Origin of the sequence: Roseateles sp. YR242 (assembly GCF_900109745.1) — a bacterium.
Taxonomy (GTDB): domain Bacteria; phylum Pseudomonadota; class Gammaproteobacteria; order Burkholderiales; family Burkholderiaceae_C; genus Roseateles.
Window position 1 is genome coordinate 1 of the sequence record NZ_FOAV01000019.1, and the last position, 17,625, is coordinate 17,625.

The 17,625-nt window shown below is 64.2% G+C and carries 16 protein-coding genes; 2 read left to right on the forward strand and 14 right to left on the reverse strand.

All coding sequences use genetic code 11. The features are described 5' to 3' along the window. Nucleotides 1-245: 245 nt before the first annotated feature. The 4 genes from BMY53_RS25730 to BMY53_RS23335 form a co-directional block, all read right to left on the reverse strand. Nucleotides 246-1,136, reverse strand: a complete 891-nt coding sequence (locus BMY53_RS25730) for a hypothetical protein (RefSeq protein WP_143074211.1) — start codon at nucleotides 1,134-1,136, stop codon at nucleotides 246-248. 531 nt (nucleotides 1,137-1,667) lie between these two features. Beyond that, a complete protein-coding gene (locus BMY53_RS23325; RefSeq protein ID WP_092949234.1) occupies nucleotides 1,668-3,569 on the reverse strand; it encodes a bifunctional diguanylate cyclase/phosphodiesterase in 1,902 nt (633 codons plus the stop codon). Nucleotides 3,570-3,595: 26 nt separating this feature from the next. After that, nucleotides 3,596-4,018 carry a response regulator gene (locus BMY53_RS23330; RefSeq protein ID WP_092949236.1) on the reverse strand — a complete coding sequence of 141 codons (423 nt, stop codon included), beginning with the start codon at nucleotides 4,016-4,018 and terminating at the stop codon, nucleotides 3,596-3,598. A gap of 232 nt (nucleotides 4,019-4,250) precedes the next feature. Then, nucleotides 4,251-4,916, reverse strand: a complete 666-nt coding sequence (locus tag BMY53_RS23335; protein ID WP_092949238.1) for an isochorismatase family protein — start codon at nucleotides 4,914-4,916, stop codon at nucleotides 4,251-4,253. 326 nt (nucleotides 4,917-5,242) lie between these two features. Here BMY53_RS23335 and BMY53_RS23340 point away from each other — a divergent pair, with 326 nt between their 5' ends. Beyond that, complete coding sequence (locus BMY53_RS23340; protein WP_092949240.1) at nucleotides 5,243-5,863, forward strand: hypothetical protein; 621 nt, start codon at nucleotides 5,243-5,245, stop codon at nucleotides 5,861-5,863. Nucleotides 5,864-5,999: 136 nt separating this feature from the next. Here the strand turns inward: BMY53_RS23340 and BMY53_RS26765 are convergent, their stop codons facing one another. Genes BMY53_RS26765 through BMY53_RS23355 form a run of 3 tightly spaced genes read right to left on the reverse strand, consistent with a single transcriptional unit; the run spans nucleotide 6,000 to nucleotide 8,589 of the window. Further along, a complete protein-coding gene (locus BMY53_RS26765) occupies nucleotides 6,000-7,502 on the reverse strand; it encodes a PA domain-containing protein (RefSeq protein WP_143074212.1) in 1,503 nt (500 codons plus the stop codon). 5 nt (nucleotides 7,503-7,507) lie between these two features. Further along, complete coding sequence (locus BMY53_RS23350; protein WP_092949244.1) at nucleotides 7,508-7,918, reverse strand: post-PEP-CTERM-1 domain-containing protein; 411 nt, start codon at nucleotides 7,916-7,918, stop codon at nucleotides 7,508-7,510. Nucleotides 7,919-7,944: 26 nt separating this feature from the next. After that, nucleotides 7,945-8,589, reverse strand: coding sequence for a choice-of-anchor J family PEP-CTERM protein (locus tag BMY53_RS23355; RefSeq protein WP_092949246.1), 645 nt, complete (start codon nucleotides 8,587-8,589; stop codon nucleotides 7,945-7,947). A gap of 492 nt (nucleotides 8,590-9,081) precedes the next feature. Here BMY53_RS23355 and BMY53_RS23360 point away from each other — a divergent pair, with 492 nt between their 5' ends. Then, nucleotides 9,082-9,639 (forward strand): Csu type fimbrial protein, encoded by a 558-nt coding sequence (locus BMY53_RS23360; protein WP_092949373.1) that lies wholly within the window; start codon nucleotides 9,082-9,084, stop codon nucleotides 9,637-9,639. A gap of 300 nt (nucleotides 9,640-9,939) precedes the next feature. Here the strand turns inward: BMY53_RS23360 and BMY53_RS23365 are convergent, their stop codons facing one another. The 7 genes from BMY53_RS23365 to BMY53_RS23395 form a co-directional block, all read right to left on the reverse strand. Then, the gene (locus BMY53_RS23365; RefSeq protein WP_092949248.1) at nucleotides 9,940-11,070 is read right to left on the reverse strand and encodes an acyl-CoA dehydrogenase family protein; all 1,131 of its coding nucleotides are present in this window, start codon (nucleotides 11,068-11,070) and stop codon (nucleotides 9,940-9,942) included. A gap of 105 nt (nucleotides 11,071-11,175) precedes the next feature. Next, nucleotides 11,176-11,844: an SDR family oxidoreductase gene (locus BMY53_RS23370; RefSeq protein WP_092949250.1), complete on the reverse strand. Its 669-nt coding sequence runs from the start codon at nucleotides 11,842-11,844 to the stop codon at nucleotides 11,176-11,178. Nucleotide 11,845: 1 nt separating this feature from the next. Beyond that, on the reverse strand, nucleotides 11,846-13,024 hold the full coding sequence (locus tag BMY53_RS23375; protein WP_092949252.1) for an acetyl-CoA C-acyltransferase: 1,179 nt from the start codon (nucleotides 13,022-13,024) through the stop codon (nucleotides 11,846-11,848). 36 nt (nucleotides 13,025-13,060) lie between these two features. After that, entirely contained in the window at nucleotides 13,061-14,908 is a 1,848-nt protein-coding gene (gene aceK / locus BMY53_RS23380) for a bifunctional isocitrate dehydrogenase kinase/phosphatase (protein ID WP_092949254.1), read from the reverse strand. Nucleotides 14,909-14,938: 30 nt separating this feature from the next. Next, a complete protein-coding gene (can, locus tag BMY53_RS23385; RefSeq protein WP_092949256.1) occupies nucleotides 14,939-15,637 on the reverse strand; it encodes a carbonate dehydratase in 699 nt (232 codons plus the stop codon). A 28-nt stretch (nucleotides 15,638-15,665) separates the two neighbouring features. After that, nucleotides 15,666-16,844, reverse strand: a complete 1,179-nt coding sequence (locus BMY53_RS23390; RefSeq protein WP_092949258.1) for an isovaleryl-CoA dehydrogenase — start codon at nucleotides 16,842-16,844, stop codon at nucleotides 15,666-15,668. Between the two features lie 290 nt (nucleotides 16,845-17,134). Next, on the reverse strand, nucleotides 17,135-17,602 hold the full coding sequence (locus BMY53_RS23395; RefSeq protein WP_092949260.1) for a cyanophycin metabolism-associated DUF1854 family protein: 468 nt from the start codon (nucleotides 17,600-17,602) through the stop codon (nucleotides 17,135-17,137). Nucleotides 17,603-17,625: the final 23 nt, after the last annotated feature.

Genomic DNA, 17,625 nt, shown 5'->3' on the forward strand with positions numbered 1-17,625 from the left:
GAGGGGGCTGAAGGGCCACCTTGGGGCGGCCCGGCGGTGGCCCTCTGCGCATACCAGAGCCCCGCTTGAACGGCGCTGCGCGCGTTCAAGCGACTCGATGCATAGAGGAGCAGTGGTGGGGACGTGAGCCCCAGGCTGTTCGGGCCTAGGGGCAGTCCAAGGAGCCTATGTCCGTGTCCACGAGGACAGCAGCCGCCAGAATTCTCCTCTGCAGCCACAGAGGCACAGCGAAAACACGTGCCAATTCATTTTGATGTTGTGGCAAGGTCACCCCACCGCTGCTGTCGAATTTTCGCCTCAATCTCAAGAGAAAGGGCCTCGACTTCCTGCCATTGATCCTGCGTTAGGTCATCGCTGTTTGGGCAATTAAGCAATATTGCACACTGATAAAGGCTACGAACTCCACCATCCGGTGATTCACCCAGGAACTTGCCGTATAAATCTTCGGCAATAGCCTGAGTCAGTTTTTTGTTCTCACTAATCCGTGAAGGCAAAAGCTTAGGTAGGTTGGTCTCTAACCACCCATCCAACCCAATCGGGAAAGCCTCTGGATTCGCCAGAACAGTGGTTTCCCATTGATTTGGAGACGTTCCATCCGACACTTTAGGGCCACGCCGGAACTTCATAGATACGCCGTCGATGACAACGCGCTTCTCCCGAATGTCATCCATATAGGCGTCACTGCTGCCGGATCGACAGAAAGCTGCCAACCTCTGGCGGGCTGCGTCAACTTCTACCATCAACCGCTTTTGCCGGTTGGGGTTGCTTTCGACCACTGCGGCCGTTTCTATGTCCATCGGCGTCGTCGGCAAAACTCCACAAAAGCTAGCTATTCGAAGTGCGGCATGCCGAAACTCGGAATCGGGGAAGTTTCTTGCAGCATCGTAGATCTCCCCCAGATTGTCGTTAACAGCCATCGAATTCCAGCCTGATGGAACCTTCCTGTTAACGGAAGATTCTGCGGTACGTAGGCTTGGACCGGATGGTTGCGGAGAAGTCACCAGCGTGTGGCCTCGCTCGGAGCGGTCGGCGAGGCGCACCGCATTGTGCTCAATGGAAGTCATATAAATGACGAGCGCAAAGAAAGAGGCTGCAACGCCACAGATGCCAATCCACCTCCAGCCCCCAAGAGACATGCGCACACTCCGGTCTATTGATAGATTTTAGTGACCGATGCGTAGATGATCCTCACATGAAGTTTTGGGGGAGGTGATGAGCTCAAGAACGCCAGGCAATCCGCAGATCGGTGAAGATCGATCTGCGCTATGTTCCGAAGCGGGCAACCCCTGTGAGTGCTGATGTGGAGAAAGCGGCGCTTTTGCAGGCGTTGGCAACTGCCCCGGGAGTTATGGTTACAGTGCTCATCGGACGGATTCTGAGTCGCCCGGCCGCCATTGCGGCCACGTCGCCACGACTTGCTGAGACGCTTTCCGTTCGCGCGACTCGCCATCCAGCCCCGTGAGTCCCATGTTGGCGATGAACTGGTCCAGCAAATCTCTGTCGATCTCCCAGCGATGTGCGGTGGCCGTTGAGATGCGGCCCGCATAGAGGAGCGGTACGACTAGATGCATGGAGGAGCCTTGGCGAAAGGCTCCTCCTCGATCCACTATCCGCCGAACAGGCCAAGGACCTTGCATGTCCCGGGCGGCTCGTTGGGTCAGGTTGGGTCAGGCCGCTGCGGCCCAGGCTTCTGAGACGGTTTCGGGGACGGGGCGCAGGTGCGGTTGGGTGATGACGCTGATGCGGCCCTTGCCCTTGCGCTTGACCGTGTACATGGCTTCATCAGCCGCACGCAAGACATCACGCCCAATGTCCGCCCCAGTGCCAATAACAGCACCAATGCTGGCGTTGACCGACACCGTCTCGCCCGAATCCAGCTGGATCCGGCGCTGAATCGAGAAGAGCACACGCTGAAGCAGTTGCTCCGCATCGGCAACACGGTTGACACCAGGCAACAGGATGGCGAACTCGTCACCCCCCATGCGCGCCACCACATCCTTGCTGCGCACCAGATCCTGCAGGCGTTGCCCCACCTGCTTGAGCACCTCGTCACCCGCCTCGTGGCCATGCTGGTCATTGACCGGCTTGAATCCATCCAGGTCCAGATAACACAGCGCATATCCCTCGCCCGTCCGGCGCGAGGCCTGGATGGCATCACCCAGGCGGTCTTCCAGCACCCGGCGATTGGGCAGGTTGGTCAACGCATCACGCGTGGCCTGCTGCTGCGCCACTTCCTCACTCATCTTGAGGCTGTCAATGTCAACCAGCATCCACAGCGATTCCGAGTCCGACAACACCGAGCCACTCACGTCCACCCAGAATGCACTGCCGTCCTTGCGGCGCATGCGCAGCTGAGTCCGATAGGGATCCCCGCCACGGATGGCCGCCGAACCCTCTTTGACCACACGCAGGTGATCCTCATCCGACAGGTAGAGCAGTCGCGAATCACGTTCCCGCAATTCACCGGCCTCATAACCAAACATGCGCTCCAGCGCCGGATTGCACCAGGCCGCCCGGCCACCACGCACACGCACCATGCCGATCAGGTAGTTCTGGAGCATGACCTCCTGCTCCTGCGCCAGTTGCGCCAACGCCTGCCGGGAACGGTGTTCGCCGCGCAGATGCCAATGGATCAACCACGAGCAACAAGCCACCGCCAGCGCCACCAGCGCGGCCAGCATGGATTGCTGCCAGACCTGCCGCCACCAGGACACCAGATAGTCCTCGCTGCTCATGCCAGTGAACACCGTGACCGGATAACCGGCGATATGCCGATAAGCCGTGACCCGCTCCACGTTGTCCAACGCCACGCGAGTCAGGTAGACCCCGTGCTGCGCATTCTTCGCCAGATTCTTCAGCAGCTCTTGCGACAGGTTGCGCGCACCAAATCCACGCGTGCTGCCAGGCTCGCTCGCCGAATAACGAGCGATCAGGTTGAGCCCATCCGTGCGCAGGGACACCGCACCGGAACGCCCCAATGCCAGCTGACTGAAACGGTTCACGAAGTGCTGGGAATTGACGGCCGCATACACCACACCGGCAAATTGCCCATCATGGTTCATCAGGCGGCGGGCCAGCACGATGCTCCATGCACCAGTGGTTCGGCCCTGCAAAGGCTCCGAGATCACCATGTCGGCACTCATCATCGCCTGGCTGAAATAGGGGCGGTCGGCCACGTTGTGCGCCTTCTCGTCCTTCGAGAAGCCCGCAATCACATTGCCGTAGATATCCGTGATGCGCAACGAAGCGACCTGCGGCAGCAGGCTGCGCTGCTCCTCGATGATGCGAACCAGCGACTCCTCGTGGTCCTTCGATGCACGCGCGCTGTGAAAACGCAAGGCAATGGTGGAGAGCGCGTTGTCCGCGTTACGCAGCTCGGCACTGACCTCGACGCTCAGGCTCTGGGCCAGGTTGTCCGCAGTATCACGGGCACGCGCTTCCTCGGACTGGAGATGCGAGCGCAGACTGAACGTGGTCATGGCCACCAGGGCAGCCACCACCAGCACATTGCCCATCACCAGCCACATCGTCATGCGGCCCGGACGTTGTTGGATCAGTCGTCGAATCATGTGCCCGCTCCCTGCCCTCGCTGTGGTCAACCGTTGACCACGGCGCGAGCACCATCCATATGGAACATCCAGCGGGAATTGGCAGCGCCGCCGCGCGCCAGTTCACGCAAGTCCACCATCAGCTGTTCAAAATCAAAAGCCTTGTCGTAGAACCCGTCAGCGCCATGACGCTCGCATTGCGCCGCCACGGTGGCCCGGTCACTCGCGCTGAGCACGAAGACCTGTCCGCCAAACGAACGTTGACGGAGACGCTTGAGGACGGAGAAGCCGGATCCCGGCGCCAGATGAATGTCCAGCAGCACCACGTCAGGGGAGGTGGCCAACACGGCCTCCACCGCCTCGTCCTCGCTGGTGGCTTGCGCCACCACGGTCACGCCGGGTTCGTTTTCCGCACGGCGCACCAGAAGGCGACGTACTGGCAAAGAGTCTTCGACAACAGCGACTTTCATGACCGCAATGGTCGCGCTTCGCCCGGCCGCAGACCATGAGGCAGCCGCCGTTTACCGTGAGGTGGAGTTGCCGCGCGTTGGCGTAGGTGATCGGCGGACAAGCTTTTGAACAGGTCCGCGAGGCGCTCCCCCAATAGGGGGACGGGGGCCGAGGGGGATCCATCGGCCCGGGCCGCCGCCAGGGGAGGCGTGCGGCGATCAGTCCATTTCCGTGCCCCAAAGGGGCATCGGCTCAGGCGCCGGATGCCGGGCTGGGCGTGGCGGCCGGCGTGGGCGGCTTGATCATGTCCCGTGCATACGACAAGCCAATGCCGTAGCCACCCGCGTGGGCTTCCACGATGGCCCTTGCCGCGTCGTAGGTCTCGTGGCGGGTCCAGTCTCGCTGGAGTTCCAGCAGGAACTGCAGCCAGCTGGTCATCTCCACACCCGCGTCGCGCAGGCGGTCCAGGGACAGACGGTGGCTTTCCACCGTCGCGCCTCCGCAGGCGTCGGCCACGCACAGGACGCGGTAACCGTCGCGCACGGCACTCAGCGCCGGGAAGCTCACGCAGGCCTCGGTGAGCAGGCCGGCGAGGATGATGGTCTTGCGACCCGTTGCCTGCACGGCTGAACGCACCGCGTCGTCTTCCCAGGCGTTCATCGAGCGCCGGTCGATCGGCTCGATGTCCGGCAGAGCCTGGCGCAGCACGGCGAAGGTCGGTCCGCTGTACACCTTGGTGGCGGAAGTGCTCAGGATCAGCGGAATGGAGAAGGCGCTCGCCGTACGGCCCAACGCCAACAGGTTGTTCAGCAACAGTTGGCGGTCGGTGGACTGCACCGCGAAGGCCAGGCCAGGTTGCGGGTCCACGAGCAGGACGCAGCAGTCTTGCGGCGTCAGAAGGGAGGTCGAAGTGGTCATGAACGGCCTATGGGGGGAAGGACGGGGCCGGCACGGATCGCCCGCGCCTGCGGGCCTCCATCATCCGGGGCGGGGCTGGCGGCGGCCTGCTCCAATCGGGGGAGGCCGGGCGTTCCAGGGTGGGTGATCAGCCTCGCGGCCCGCCTCTATACTGCGCCGCGATCCGCCGACCGTGGGCACGGCGGTTCAGGTCCCACAGCCGCCTCCAGCGGCCGCCGGCGGTCTCTTTCGTTCCCTCAAGGAAAGGCGTGGATGGCGAAAGCGTGTCCGCAGAGGTTGGGCCAAGGATGAGCGGCGCGGGGCTTCCAGCGCCGTCCCGGTCCCGCATGGGCATCGGTCTTCTGGCCGCTGCCTTGATCCAGGGCGCCTGGTGGGGCTTGCTGCGGCTGGAGCGGCCGCGGCAGCACATCGGGAACACGGTCACCGAGATCCGGCTGCTGCCCTTGCCGCCGGACCCGCGTGTGGCCAAGCCGCCGCCGCGTGACGGCCGGCCCACTCGTGCGCCGGTTCCACCGGTCACCGTTCTGGCACCGCCCGCGCTGACGCCTGCCCCTCAGCGCACGACCAGCCTGCTTCCCGACGCCGCCAGCATCGACGCCCCTGCATCACCGACCACCGCGGCACCAGCACCCGGCCAAGCGGGCACCGCCAGCACACTGCGGCTGACCCTGCCGCCCCGCGCCGCGTCTTCTCCCCGCCCGGAATCGATGATGGACCAGGTGCGCAATGACCCCCGTGCGCACACCGAGGCGCGCACCATGGAACATCGGATGGCCGACGCCATGGGCACGCTGCCGATCGTGGTCCAGTCCTCCACCAGCGGCACGGGCTCTACCGTGATCCAGCAGGGCAGCAAATGCACCCGTGTTTATGAGAACCGCATCAAGTCGCTTCATCCGATGGATGACAGACTGAAGGACGCGCCGTCGGTGGCGGGCAACTGCTGAGTTGTCCTCCGGATCGCGGAGCGATCAAGGTTGGAGCGTCTCGGCGGGCCAGATGGGGCAAAGAAAAAGCCCGATGCTTTCGCACCGGGCCCTTGCATGGAATGGGGGGAATGGCCAGCTCACGCTGGCCGGGCCATCACCAGCCGATGTCCTTCAGCAGCGGACGAGTCAGGTCCTTGGGCGGAACCAGAATGGTCGTCAGGTCGCTGTTGATGTTGGGTTCCATCAGCAGGTTGGGGAAGGCCGACACGTCCCAGTGAGAGACGGACGAGCCCGAGGCCAGCGTCGAAGGCGTGTAGAGCAGCGGACGGCCCAGCGCATCAGCACCCGCACGACGCGAGGCATCCACCGCCAGCGACGCCGAGACCAGCCCCGCGGCCTTGCGCGTACCGTAAGGCACTGCAGCGGCGACAGCAGCCTTCAGCGTCGCACCATCGGCCTGCGACACGCTGATGGTCGGGATGACCACCGTCGGATCCGAGCCACCCAGGCCAGGTGCCGCACCACCGGTGTTGTTGGCGATGATCACGCCAATGGCACCCGCGTTCTGCGCATTCTTCGCCTTGACGGCAAAGCCGCAAACCCCACGGTCGATGATGGCAACCTTGCCGGCAACAGCCGCTGCCGTGGCCGCGTCAAACGTCAGGCATCCGCCGCCATTGACCAGGTCCGTCGGCGTCACCGCCAGCGCACCCAACGACAGGCCCGTGGCCACCGACGGCCCGAAGGACGCGGTGTTGTAGGCGTAAAAGCCCGAGTACCCCGGCGCCGACGTGGCCGTCTTGAGCACCGGCAGCGAGGTCAACGTAGTGGCAGCACCCGCCACGGCTTGTGGGCCGATCCAGGCCAGGCCCAGCGCATTGGTGGTCGACACCCGGCGCTCGGCACTGGTCATGTTCAACCACGTCTTGCCAGCCGTGTTGTCGTACATGTACTGTTCCCAGACGCTGGGCAGGCCGCCGCTGGACTGGTAGGCCGTACCGTCCGCATTCAGCCGGTAGCCCACCGCGCTGGACACCGAGCCGGTGTAGACAGTCAGCACCGAGAAGCCCAGGCCGTGGCCCAGTTCATGCAGCAGGGTTTCAACGAAGTTCACCGCTGTGCCGGCGTTGCCGTCCACGCCCAGATAGAACGGGCTGCCGTCCAGGCAGTCGCTCTTGCCGAGGTTGACGTTGAACTGGGTCTTGATGTCGACGTTGCCGTAGCCGCTGCCGTCGTCCTCAATGCCGTCGGTCAGGTTGTAGCCCGCCAGCTTGTTGGCCAGCGCCTGGGGGTACCAGGTGCCGGGCTTCCCGTTGGGGAAGTCGTGCCAGATGTTCCAGGCGGAGGCACTGCCCAGCGTGGCGCTGCTGGCGGTGCAGGTCAGCGCTTCCCAGGCGGCATTCACCGTGATGGTGACGTCGCTGTCGAGCTGCGTTTCCCAGATGTCCGCCACGTAGCGGTAGACATAACGACGCTGTTCACCGAGCGTGGTGCCCGGGTTGCCGCCAACGGGCGCGACCGGCGTCGTGTCGTTGAAGCCCACGCCTGCGGGGTCCCGGCTCGTGACCACGATGGTGGCGGCCTGGGTGGCACCGGCGGCGCACAGGGCGGCCAGCAGGCTGGCGCGCAAAGCGAAAGTCTTGATGCTCTTGTCCATGGTGCTCACTTGGTCGGGAGTTCGGACTTGGTGAAGACGCCCTTGGTGACGGCAGCGTCGGCTTCTTCCTTGGTGGCGAAGCACAGCTCTTCGAGCTTGCCGTCGGGGCGGCGCACCATCACGGAGTAGGACGTCATGTCGTCGGTCAGGCGCACGCCGGTGGCGCCATTGGGATGGCGCTTGACCTGGGGCGTGGCGGCCACGGCACTCAATGCCACCGAGCGCTTCGCAGCGCGCAGCGATTGCAGCGAGGCGCGTTCCTCGTTGGTGGCCGCGCGCAGCTTGCCGGTCTCGGCATCACGCACCACCACCAGGGCGTCCTGGGCAGCTTCGCTGACAGGCAGGCTGCCTTCGGCAGCCGAAGCGGCCAGCGGCAGCAGGGCCGCGACGGTCAGGGTCAGGGTTCGGATCAACATCTGTAGCTCCTTGTGCAACGGGACGCTCAACGCGCCTGACGGCGGCGGCGCACGGCCACCAGGCCGATCAGGCCCAGGCCAGCCAGGGCAAAGCTGCCCGGTTCCGGCACCGCGGTCACCGCCAGGTTGTCCACGCCCACGTAGTTGGAGAGGTCGGCGCTGCCCACATATTCAATGGCGAAGCGAGCGGTCGTGCCTGCGCCCAGGCCGGCCAGGCTCAGCGTGTACTGGCTCCAGTCGCCAGTCACCGTCACCTGCGTGTCCAGCACCAGGCTGGAAGGGTTGCCGGCGGCGTCCACCAGGCCGAAGGCCAGTTGGTCGTAATAGCCGTCGATGATGTCGGCCTTGGCCCAGAAGGTGATAACCAGGTTCTCGGCAGTGGAGAACACTGGGGTGATCAGCCAACTGGCCAGGCTGCCCCCTGCGGCGGCGTTGTTGAAGTTGCTGCTGATGTAGGAGTTGCCGGCACCGCTCAGCGCGGTGAACACCGTCTCGTCTCCTTGCACCCAGGGCGAGGTCAGGCCGGCCGGTGTGTTCAGGTTGAGGATCTGCCACCCGGAGGAGGTCAGGTTGGCGACGTTGTCGAATCCCTCGCTGATGAGGGTGGCGTCGGCGTGCGCGGATGCCATTGCACCCACCAGCGCCAATGCCGCGCAGGCTTGCTTGAACATTGCAGGTCCTTCTGGAGATAGTGGTGGGATGTCCACCCCGTACTTGTTGGAGACGCGCTCACCGTCATGCGGCTGACGCCAGAATTTCCGTGGGACGGTCCGGACTGCCCCATCCCCGGGCCGCTTGATTGTGTGACGCGCTTCACGAATCAACAGCGTTCGGAAACGCCCATTCCCCCCTGGACAAAGGGGTAGTTCTTTCCCTAGTCGGCGGAACCGTTGCGCGCAAAGGGCTGTCGTAGGCCCGGCCTGCATCGCGGGGGGCTCAGCACATCTGCCGGGTGGTGTGGTGTCCCTGGTGAAACTCCGTATGGCACATCCGGATGTGCGGTTTTTCACGGGAAGGCCGCAGGGCGGGCGGGTGGCCCACAGGTGTGAGGAAACCGCCTACAGCGGCTGACGCGGAAATGGGACGGGGCGATGCGCAAGCGCCGTCTGTTGGCTTTCCCCCCCGGAAACGAAGATTCGTTTCATCAACAGGGAGCCACCACCATGAAAACCACCCGCACCATTGCAAGCCCGAAGCAGCAACTCACCACCCGTCTGCTGCAGGGGTCCGTCATCCTGGTCGGCCTGGCTCTGGCGGTGTTTGCGAATCGGGCGACGGCGGCCACGCCCGTCACCACAACCTTCCAGGTCACCGCCACCGTCATCAGTGCCTGTACGGTGTCCGGCTCCTCCCTGAATTTTGGTAACACGCTGGATTCGCTGAGCAGCTCCACCCCGGTGGATGCCACCTCCACCGTGAGCGTCTCCTGCTCCAACACCACGCCCTACACGGTGTCGCTGAACGCTGGCGCCAACGCCGGTGGCGCCTCCAACTACGCAAGCCGCACGATGAAGAGTGGCTCGGACACCCTGGCCTATCAGCTGTATCTGGATTCCGGCCGTTCGACTGTGTGGGGCGATGGCACGTCGTCCAGCTCGGCCAAGAACGGCACGGGCTCCGGCAGCACGCAGAGCCTGACCGTGTATGGCCGTCTGCCTTCGCTGGCCAATGCGGTGCCTGGGAGCTATACCGACACCGTCACGGTGACGATCAGCTACTGATCGCATCACCACAGTTTCTCCCCTGGGCGTTCCCTCCTCGCGCCCGGTCAAAGGCCCCGAAAGGGGCTTTTGCCCGTCTGGCCCTCTGGCCGTCTGGCGTCTGGCCGTTTTGCCGTTTGGAGCGCTTGTCGGGAGCAACGGGAGCGGAGCCAGACAGGCAGCGGGTACATTGGGTCGGAGGTGGCCGGCGGGGTGGTCGCGGGTGATTCAGCCGGTCGTGTCTTTTTCTACGGAGGCTGTCATTTGGCGCGGAATGAAACTATGACCGCGCGGGTGGCAGCGCCGCGCCCTTGTTGAAGCTCAGATCAACGCCCGCCCAATCAGAATCTTCTGAACCTCGGACGTCCCTTCGTAGATCTGCGTGACCCGAACATCGCGGTAGATCCGCTCCACCGGGAAATCGCTCACGTAGCCGTAACCGCCAAACACCTGGATGGCGGCAGAGCAGACCTTCTCTGCCATCTCGCTCGCAAAGAGCTTGGCCATGGCAGCCTCCTTCAGGCAAGGCTGGCCGGCGTCCTTGAGGCTCGCGGCATGCCAGATCAACTGGCGGGCGGCCTCGATCTGCGTGGCCATGTCGGCCAGCTTGTGCTGCAGCGCCTGGTGTTCAAAGATCGGCACGCCAAAGGCGACCCGCTCCTTGCTGTACCTCAGCGCCGCCTCGAAGGCCGCTCGTGCCATGCCCACCGACTGCGAGGCGATGCCAATGCGGCCACCCTCCAGCCCGGAGAGCGCGATCTTCAGCCCCTGCCCTTCGTCACCCAACCGATTGGCCGCAGGCACGCGGCAGTTCTCGAACAGGATCTGGGCCGTGTCGCTGGCATGCTGGCCCATCTTGTCTTCGATGCGTGCCACCACATAGCCCGGCGTGCGTGTCGGCACGAGGAAGGCGCTGATGCCTTTTTTTCCGGCCGCCTTGTCGGTCACCGCCATGACGATGGCAACGTCACCGTTCTTGCCACTGGTGATGAACTGCTTCACACCGTTAAGCACGTATTCGTCGCCGTCGCGCACAGCGGTGGTCTTCAGGCCACCAGCTTCGGATCCCACATGCGGCTCGGTCAGGCAGAAGGCGCCCAGCATGTCACCACGCGCCAGTGGCTTGAGGAATCGCTCCTTTTGATCATCATTGCCAAAGGCCATCAGGATGCTGCACACCGGGCAGTTGTTGACGCTCACCACGGTGGAGGTGGCCCCGTCACCCGCGCCGATCTCTTCCAGGATCAATGCCAGCGAGAGGTAGTCCAGGCCCGCACCGTCGTACTCGGTCGGCACCGCCACGCCGTAGCAGCCCAGCGCCGCAAGGCCCTTGAGCTGTTCAGCAGGGAACTGGTGGCTCTTGTCCCAGGCGGCCGCATGCGGCGCGATCTGGTCCTGCACATAGGTCCGCACAGCGTCCTGCACAGCGCGATGGTCTTCGGAGAGGAGCATGGTCAGCCCTTGGTGTCCTCGGCCCGCTCGTTGTGCGTGCGGGCCTGGGTGTTATCGGCGGTGGTGAAGACGGGGGCCGCCTGTCTTGCGGCGGGCCCGTGGTGCTTACCAAGGCAACGGCTGCCCGTCGTAGTTGAAGAAGCTGCCGTTCTCTCCCGCCTTCAGACCATCCAGCACCTTGCGCAGACTGGATGCACTGGTGGCCACATCAATGTCCGCCTCCTGGCCGCCCATGTCGGTCTTCACCCAACCCGGATGCAAGCTCACGCACAGCGCGCGGCCGTCCAAGGCCAGGGCGATGTCCTTCATCACCGAGTTCACCGCCGCCTTGGAAGCGCGGTAGACCCAGCCCGCCGAGTTGGCGCGCAGTGTCAGCGAACCCATGCGCGACGACACGATGCCAATGCGGGCATCCGGCGCCAAGGCATCCAGCAGCTGCGGCAGCACACGCATGGGGCCCAGCACGTTGGTGTGCATCACCGCATCGAAGTCCGCCTGGCTGGGCGGCTGCAGGCCGATGGTGCGCGGGCCATAGACACCCGCCACATACATCACGCGGTTGAACTGGAAGCCGTCCAGCTGCCACGCCAGCCCGGCAATGCTGACCACGTCCGATACGTCCAGCTTGATGGCCGTGGCGCCCAGCGCGCGCAGGCGCGTCAGGCTCTCCTCGTCACGCGCCGTGGCGACCACCTGGTCGCCCGACTCGCGGTACTGCCGCACCAGCTCCAGGCCAATACCGCGAGACGCACCAATGATCAGCACCTGTGTCATATCAGATCAACTCCACACCAACAGCGGTGGCTTCACCGCCACCAATACACAGCGCCGCCACCCCACGCTTCAACCCACGATGCTTGAGCGCGCCCAGCAGCGTGACCAGAATGCGGGCGCCGGAGGCGCCAATGGGGTGGCCCAGCGCCACCGCGCCACCGTTCACGTTCACGATCTCGTGCGGCAGCTTGAATTCGGCCATCGCGGCCATGGTCACCGCGGCAAAGGCCTCGTTGACTTCCCATAGATCGACGCTCTTGGCGTCCCACTGATTGCGCGCCAGCAGCTTCTGGATGGCCCCCACCGGGGCGGTGGTGAACCATTCCGGCGCATTGGCGTGCACCGCCGTGCCGACGATGCGGGCCACCGGCGTCAAGCCGCGCTGGCGTGCCGTGGATTCACGCATCAGCACCAGGGCGGCCGCACCGTCGCTGATGGAAGAAGAGGTAGCGGCCGTGATGCTGCCGTCCTTCTTGAACGCCGGCTTCAAGGTCGGGATCTTGTCCAGCTTGGCCTTGAAAGGCTGCTCGTCGCGACCAATGACGGTGTCGCCACCCTTGCCGGCCAGCGTGACCGGCGCGATTTCCCAGGCGAAGCTGCCGTCCTCGTTGGCGCGCTTGCTGCGCTCGGTGGAGGAGATGGCGAACTGGTCCTGCGCCTCACGGGTGAAGGCGTACTTGTCCACGCACTGCTCGGCGAACACACCCATGGCCTTGCCGCGCTCGTAGGCGTCTTCCAGGCCGTCCAGCGCCATGTGGTCATACATCTGGGCGGCACCGTACTTCACACCCTTGCGCGCAAACATCAGGTGCGGCGCATTGGTCATGGATTCCATGCCGCCCGCCACCAGCACGTCGGCGCTTTCAGCCTTGAGCGTGTCGTGGGCGAACATGACGGCACGCATGCCGGCACCACACATCTTGGAAAGCGTCACCGCCCCGACCGATTGCGGCAACCCCGCCTTGAGCACGGCCTGGCGCGCGGGCGCCTGGCCCTGACCGGCCATCAGGCAGTTGCCAATGAAGGCTTCGTTGATAGCGTCGCCGGGAATGCCGGCGCGCTCGACCGCCGCCTTGATGGCGACGGCACCCAGCTCCCATGCGGCGAGGCCGGCGAAGTCACCCAGCAGACCGCCAATGGGCGTGCGGGCGGCGGACACGATGACGATGGAATCGGACATGGAGGTCTCCTTGTTCAGCTTTTGAAGCCTGGTTGTTTATTGAATGGGCAGCTCGCGGTGCTCCGGCTCAGGCGCTGACGGCGCGGGGGCGGTCGTCTGCACGTGGAAGCGCTTGTGTGGATCGTACGGAAACACGTCGTGCACGTGGCCGGCGAGGATGCGTTGCTTGTGCGCCTGCCAGAACGCGGGGTCGAGCAGGTCGGCATGGTGGGCCATGAAGGCCTCGCGCACCTGGCCGTGGCCCAGCAGGAAGGGGCCGAATGTCTCGGGAAAGACATCGTGCTTGCCGACCGGGTACCAGACCTCGCCGGAGAGTTCGTCTTCCTCGTTGCGCGGTGCCGGTACTTCGCGGAAGTGGCAGTCGGTGAGATATTCGATCTCGTCGTAGTCGTAGAACACCACCTTGCCATGGCGCGTGACGCCGAAGTTCTTCCACAACATATCGCCGGGAAAGATGTTGGCCGCCACCATGTCCTTGATGGCATTGCCGTACTCCACCACCGCATGCTCCAGCTGCGCGGGCGAAGCCTCCTGCAGGTAGATGTTGAGCGGCACCATGCGGCGCTCGATGTAGAGGTGGTGGATGATGAGGTCGTCCCCGTTCTCCTCGATGAGGCTGGGGCAGAAGTGCTTGAGCTCCGCCACCAGCTCTTCCTCGAAGCGGTGGCGCGGGAAGGCCACGCGGGTGTATTCCAGCGTGTCGGCCATGCGGCCCACGCGGTCATGCTGCTTCACCAGCAGGTACTTGGACTGGATCTGCTCCCGCGTGGTGTCCTTCTGCGGCGGATAGAAGTCCTTGATGACCTTGAAGACAAAGGGATAGGACGGCAGGTCGAACACCAGCATCACCATGCCCTTGATACCGGGCGCAATGCGGAACTTGTCCGAGCTGTGGCGCAGGTGGTTGAGGAAGTCCCGGTAAAACAGGTTCTTGCCCTGCTTCTGCAGCCCCAGCGCAGCGTAGATCTCCGACCTCGGCTTGCGCGGCATCAGGGAGCGCAGGAATTGCACGTAGGCGCTGGGCACCTCCATGTCCACCAGGAAATAGGCCCGCGCAAAGCTGAACAGCATCAGCAGGTCATCCTCGCCAAACAGGGCCGCGTCGATATACAGCAGGCCCGGGTCGCGCTGCGGCAACGCCACCTCGCCCTCGGCCAGCGCCGGCTCCTGATGCAGGATGGGCAGGGCAAACGCCGTCTCGGTAAAGCCGTTGACGATCTTGCCCACGATATAGGCGCCCTTGTTCCGGTAGAACAGGGACGAGAGCACCTGCACCTGGAAATTGGTGCGCCAGCGGAAGTTGCCCAGCTCGCTGCCAATGGCCTTCAGCACGCAGTCGATGTCGCGCTCCAGATCCTCGAACTCCAGATCCAGCTGGAAGTTCCAGACGATGCGCATGAAGGTGTCGCGCAGCGTGTCGTGCGAGGGGTAGTAGCAGCGGTAGGTGGGCTGGGCCGCGGGCTCGTCGTTCTCGATGAATTCGGTCGAGATGGCGGGCCGCACGAAGATGAAGTCGTTGTGGAAGTAGCTGTGGTGCAGCAGCCGGGTGCAGACCGAGTTGAAGAAGGTCTCGGCCAGCTCCGGCTGGCGATGGTTGGTCAGCAGGCCGATGTAGTGCAGCTTCACCTGCTGCCAGACATCGGTGGGTAAGCCGCTGGCCTGGTACCGCGCTTCCAGCAGCGTGGTGGCTTCGTCCACGCGCAGGTCGTAGAACTCGATGCGCTCGCGCTGGGCCAACTGCTGGCCCCGCCAATCCGCCTGCTCGAAGCGTTGCTTGGCACTGGCCGAGGCGGCTCGAAAGAGGCGGTAGTGCTTGTTGAAGCCCTCCAGCAAGGCCATCGCGATCTGGAATGCGCGGGGGTCGGTCAGTTCATGAGGGAACATGGGCCTGCCTTGCTGTTGGAGGGAAATGGGTCAGCCGGCGACTGCCGGCGCCGGGCCGGACCCCATGGCCGCCTCGTAGCGCTGGTGCAGGGCGGCGAGTGCACGCCGATAGGCCGGGCCCACGTCGTCATGACTGGCGGCGGTAATGCTGAGATCCTTCAACAAGCCGTTGTGCAGGCCATAGACCCAGCCATGCACGGCCACAGGCTGCCCGCGGGCCCAGGCGTCCTGCACCACGGTGGTCTGGCAGGCATTGCGGGCCTGTTCCAGCACGTTCAGTTCACACAACGCGTTGACGCGCTGGTCTTCCGGCAGCTTGTCCAGCCAGTCCTGATGGTGGTTGCGAACGTCCTGCACATGGCGAAGCCAGTTGTCCACCAGGCCGACCCGCAGGTCCTTGAGCGCGGCACGCACACCCCCGCAGTTGCTGTGGCCCACGATGATGATGTGCTGCACCTTCAGCTGGTCCACCGCGAACTGCATGACCGACAGGCAGTTCAGGTCGGAGTGCACCACCACGTTGGCCACATTGCGATGAACAAACAGCTCACCGGGCAGCAGGTCCACCAGCTCGTTGGCCGGCACGCGGCTGTCGGCGCAGCCGATCCACAGGTATTGCGGCGTCTGCTGCTTCAGCAGACGCGAAAAGAAGCCCGGAGACTCCTGTTCCGTTTCAGCGGCCCAACGCTTGTTGTTGTCCAGCAGGTCTTGCAGTTCGTTCGTGCTCATGCGGGGGATTTTCTCATCCCGCCGGGACTTACATCGTCTCGGCGAAGAGTTCCCTTCCGATCAGCATGCGCCGGATCTCGGACGTGCCCGCACCGATTTCGTAGAGCTTGGCGTCACGCCACAGGCGGCCCAGCGGATATTCGTTGATGTAGCCGTTGCCACCGAAGATCTGAATGCCCTCGCCCGCCATCCAGGTGGCCTTCTCCGCACACCACAGAATGACCGAGGCGCAGTCCTTGCGCACTTGGCGCACATGCGCGCCGTCCAGGGCGTCGAGGTTCTTGCCCACGGTGTAGCAGAAGGCCCGTGCGGCCTGCAGCACGGTGTACATGTCGGCCAGCTTGCCCTGGATCAACTGGAACTCGCCAATGCTCTGGCCAAACTGCTTGCGGTCATGCACATAGGGCACGACGTTGTCCATCACCGACTGCATGATGCCGATGGGGCCGGCGGCCAGCACCGCACGCTCATAGTCCAGGCCCGACATCAGCACCTTGGTGCCACCACCCACCTGGCCCAGGATGTTGTCCGCTGGCACTTCCACATCACGGAATACCAACTCACCGGTATGGCTGCCGCGCATGCCCAGCTTGTCCAGCTTCTGGGCGATGGAGAAGCCCTTCATGCCCTTCTCGATCAGGAAGGCGGTCATGCCGCGCGCGCCCAGCTCGGGCTCGGTCTTGGCGTAGACCACCAGGGTGTCGGCATCCGGGCCGTTGGTGATCCACATCTTGGTGCCGTTGAGCAGGTAATACCCGCCCTTGTCCTCGGCACGCAGTTTCATGCTGACCACGTCCGACCCGGCCCCCGGCTCGCTCATGGCCAATGCGCCGACGTGTTCCCCGCTGATCAGCTTGGGCAGGTACTTGCGCTTCTGCGCCTCGCTGCCATTGCGCTTGATCTGGTTGACGCACAGGTTGCTGTGGGCACCGTAGCTCAGGCCGACGGACGCTGAGGCCCGGCTGATTTCCTCCATGGCCACCATGTGGGCCACGTAGCCCATGGCCGCGCCGCCGTATTCCTCCGGCACGGTGATGCCCAGCACGCCCAGATCGCCCATCTTGCGCCACAGGTCCATGGGGAACTGGTCGCTCCGGTCAATCTCTGCGGCGCGTGGCGCGATTTCCGCGTCCGCAAAGGCGCGCACCGCGTCTCTCAGTGCCTCGATGTCTTCGCCAAGAAAAAAATTCAGCCCAGGCAGGTTCATCCAGTTGTCTCCTCGACCGCCTCCGCCGGCCCAGGGGCCGTGCAGGACAGATTCTTTGATGTCACAAACGTCGGCTTCACTGCACCACCGCGCGGGCCAGACAGCGGGGCACCGCCGACTTGACGTATACGGGAGACAGTTGACGTTCGCGTCAATTCTAAGCGGAGGTTTTGGACCTGGCGACCGAAGCTGAAGTCCGGGGCCAGGACCACCGTGCTGAATCCATGATCAGACGGTCAGAAGACTGGAAGGCTGGGAAGCTTGAATGGAAGGCTCGGCAGCTCAAGCCGTCACAGGAAGCGCTCCAGCAGCTTGCGGGAGTGGCGGTCGAGCGCGAAGCGATCCGGCACCATGAAATGGATGCCGTGGCTGCTGGCGATCAGCAACCGGCCTTCACCCAGGCGCCGGATGTCTTCTTCGCTCTTCAGGATGAAGGCGGTTTCGCCACGGTCGGTCTCCACCGTCCACTCGCTGGGCGTAGAGAAGGTGGACACGTTCAGCAGCCGCTGCACCGTCGGCATCATCTCGCGGTTGGCGAATTCCTCGCGCAGCAGCGTGCGCAGGGCCTCGGGCAACTGGTCCAGGTGGTCGACCCAGGCCAGTTCATGACCGTCCTCGCCCACCAGGGCGATGCCCTCGTCCGGTGCGCTCAGCGGGTGGGCGCGAACCGGGGTGACGTTCTCATGCGTGCGGCCCTGCAGGTCCACCAGCAGCAGGCGGCCCAAGGCGTTGCGGGCCAGGTGTTGAATGTTGCTCATCAGATGAATACTCCTGGCAAGGC

Excerpts from the sequence above, each read along its gene's own strand:
- BMY53_RS25730 (WP_143074211.1), bottom strand. The coding sequence starts at position 1,136 with ATGTCTCTTGGGGGCTGGAGGTGGATTGGCATCTGTGGCGTTGCAGCC.
- BMY53_RS23325 (WP_092949234.1), bottom strand. The coding sequence starts at position 3,569 with ATGATTCGACGACTGATCCAACAACGTCCGGGCCGCATGACGATGTGG.
- BMY53_RS23330 (WP_092949236.1), bottom strand. The coding sequence starts at position 4,018 with ATGAAAGTCGCTGTTGTCGAAGACTCTTTGCCAGTACGTCGCCTTCTG.
- BMY53_RS23335 (WP_092949238.1), bottom strand. The coding sequence starts at position 4,916 with ATGACCACTTCGACCTCCCTTCTGACGCCGCAAGACTGCTGCGTCCTG.
- BMY53_RS23340 (WP_092949240.1), top strand. The coding sequence starts at position 5,243 with ATGGGCATCGGTCTTCTGGCCGCTGCCTTGATCCAGGGCGCCTGGTGG.
- BMY53_RS26765 (WP_143074212.1), bottom strand. The coding sequence starts at position 7,502 with ATGGACAAGAGCATCAAGACTTTCGCTTTGCGCGCCAGCCTGCTGGCC.
- BMY53_RS23350 (WP_092949244.1), bottom strand. The coding sequence starts at position 7,918 with ATGTTGATCCGAACCCTGACCCTGACCGTCGCGGCCCTGCTGCCGCTG.
- BMY53_RS23355 (WP_092949246.1), bottom strand. The coding sequence starts at position 8,589 with ATGTTCAAGCAAGCCTGCGCGGCATTGGCGCTGGTGGGTGCAATGGCA.
- BMY53_RS23360 (WP_092949373.1), top strand. The coding sequence starts at position 9,082 with ATGAAAACCACCCGCACCATTGCAAGCCCGAAGCAGCAACTCACCACC.
- BMY53_RS23365 (WP_092949248.1), bottom strand. The coding sequence starts at position 11,070 with ATGCTCCTCTCCGAAGACCATCGCGCTGTGCAGGACGCTGTGCGGACC.
- BMY53_RS23370 (WP_092949250.1), bottom strand. The coding sequence starts at position 11,844 with ATGACACAGGTGCTGATCATTGGTGCGTCTCGCGGTATTGGCCTGGAG.
- BMY53_RS23375 (WP_092949252.1), bottom strand. The coding sequence starts at position 13,024 with ATGTCCGATTCCATCGTCATCGTGTCCGCCGCCCGCACGCCCATTGGC.
- aceK (WP_092949254.1), bottom strand. The coding sequence starts at position 14,908 with ATGTTCCCTCATGAACTGACCGACCCCCGCGCATTCCAGATCGCGATG.
- can (WP_092949256.1), bottom strand. The coding sequence starts at position 15,637 with ATGAGCACGAACGAACTGCAAGACCTGCTGGACAACAACAAGCGTTGG.
- BMY53_RS23390 (WP_092949258.1), bottom strand. The coding sequence starts at position 16,844 with ATGAACCTGCCTGGGCTGAATTTTTTTCTTGGCGAAGACATCGAGGCA.
- BMY53_RS23395 (WP_092949260.1), bottom strand. The coding sequence starts at position 17,602 with ATGAGCAACATTCAACACCTGGCCCGCAACGCCTTGGGCCGCCTGCTG.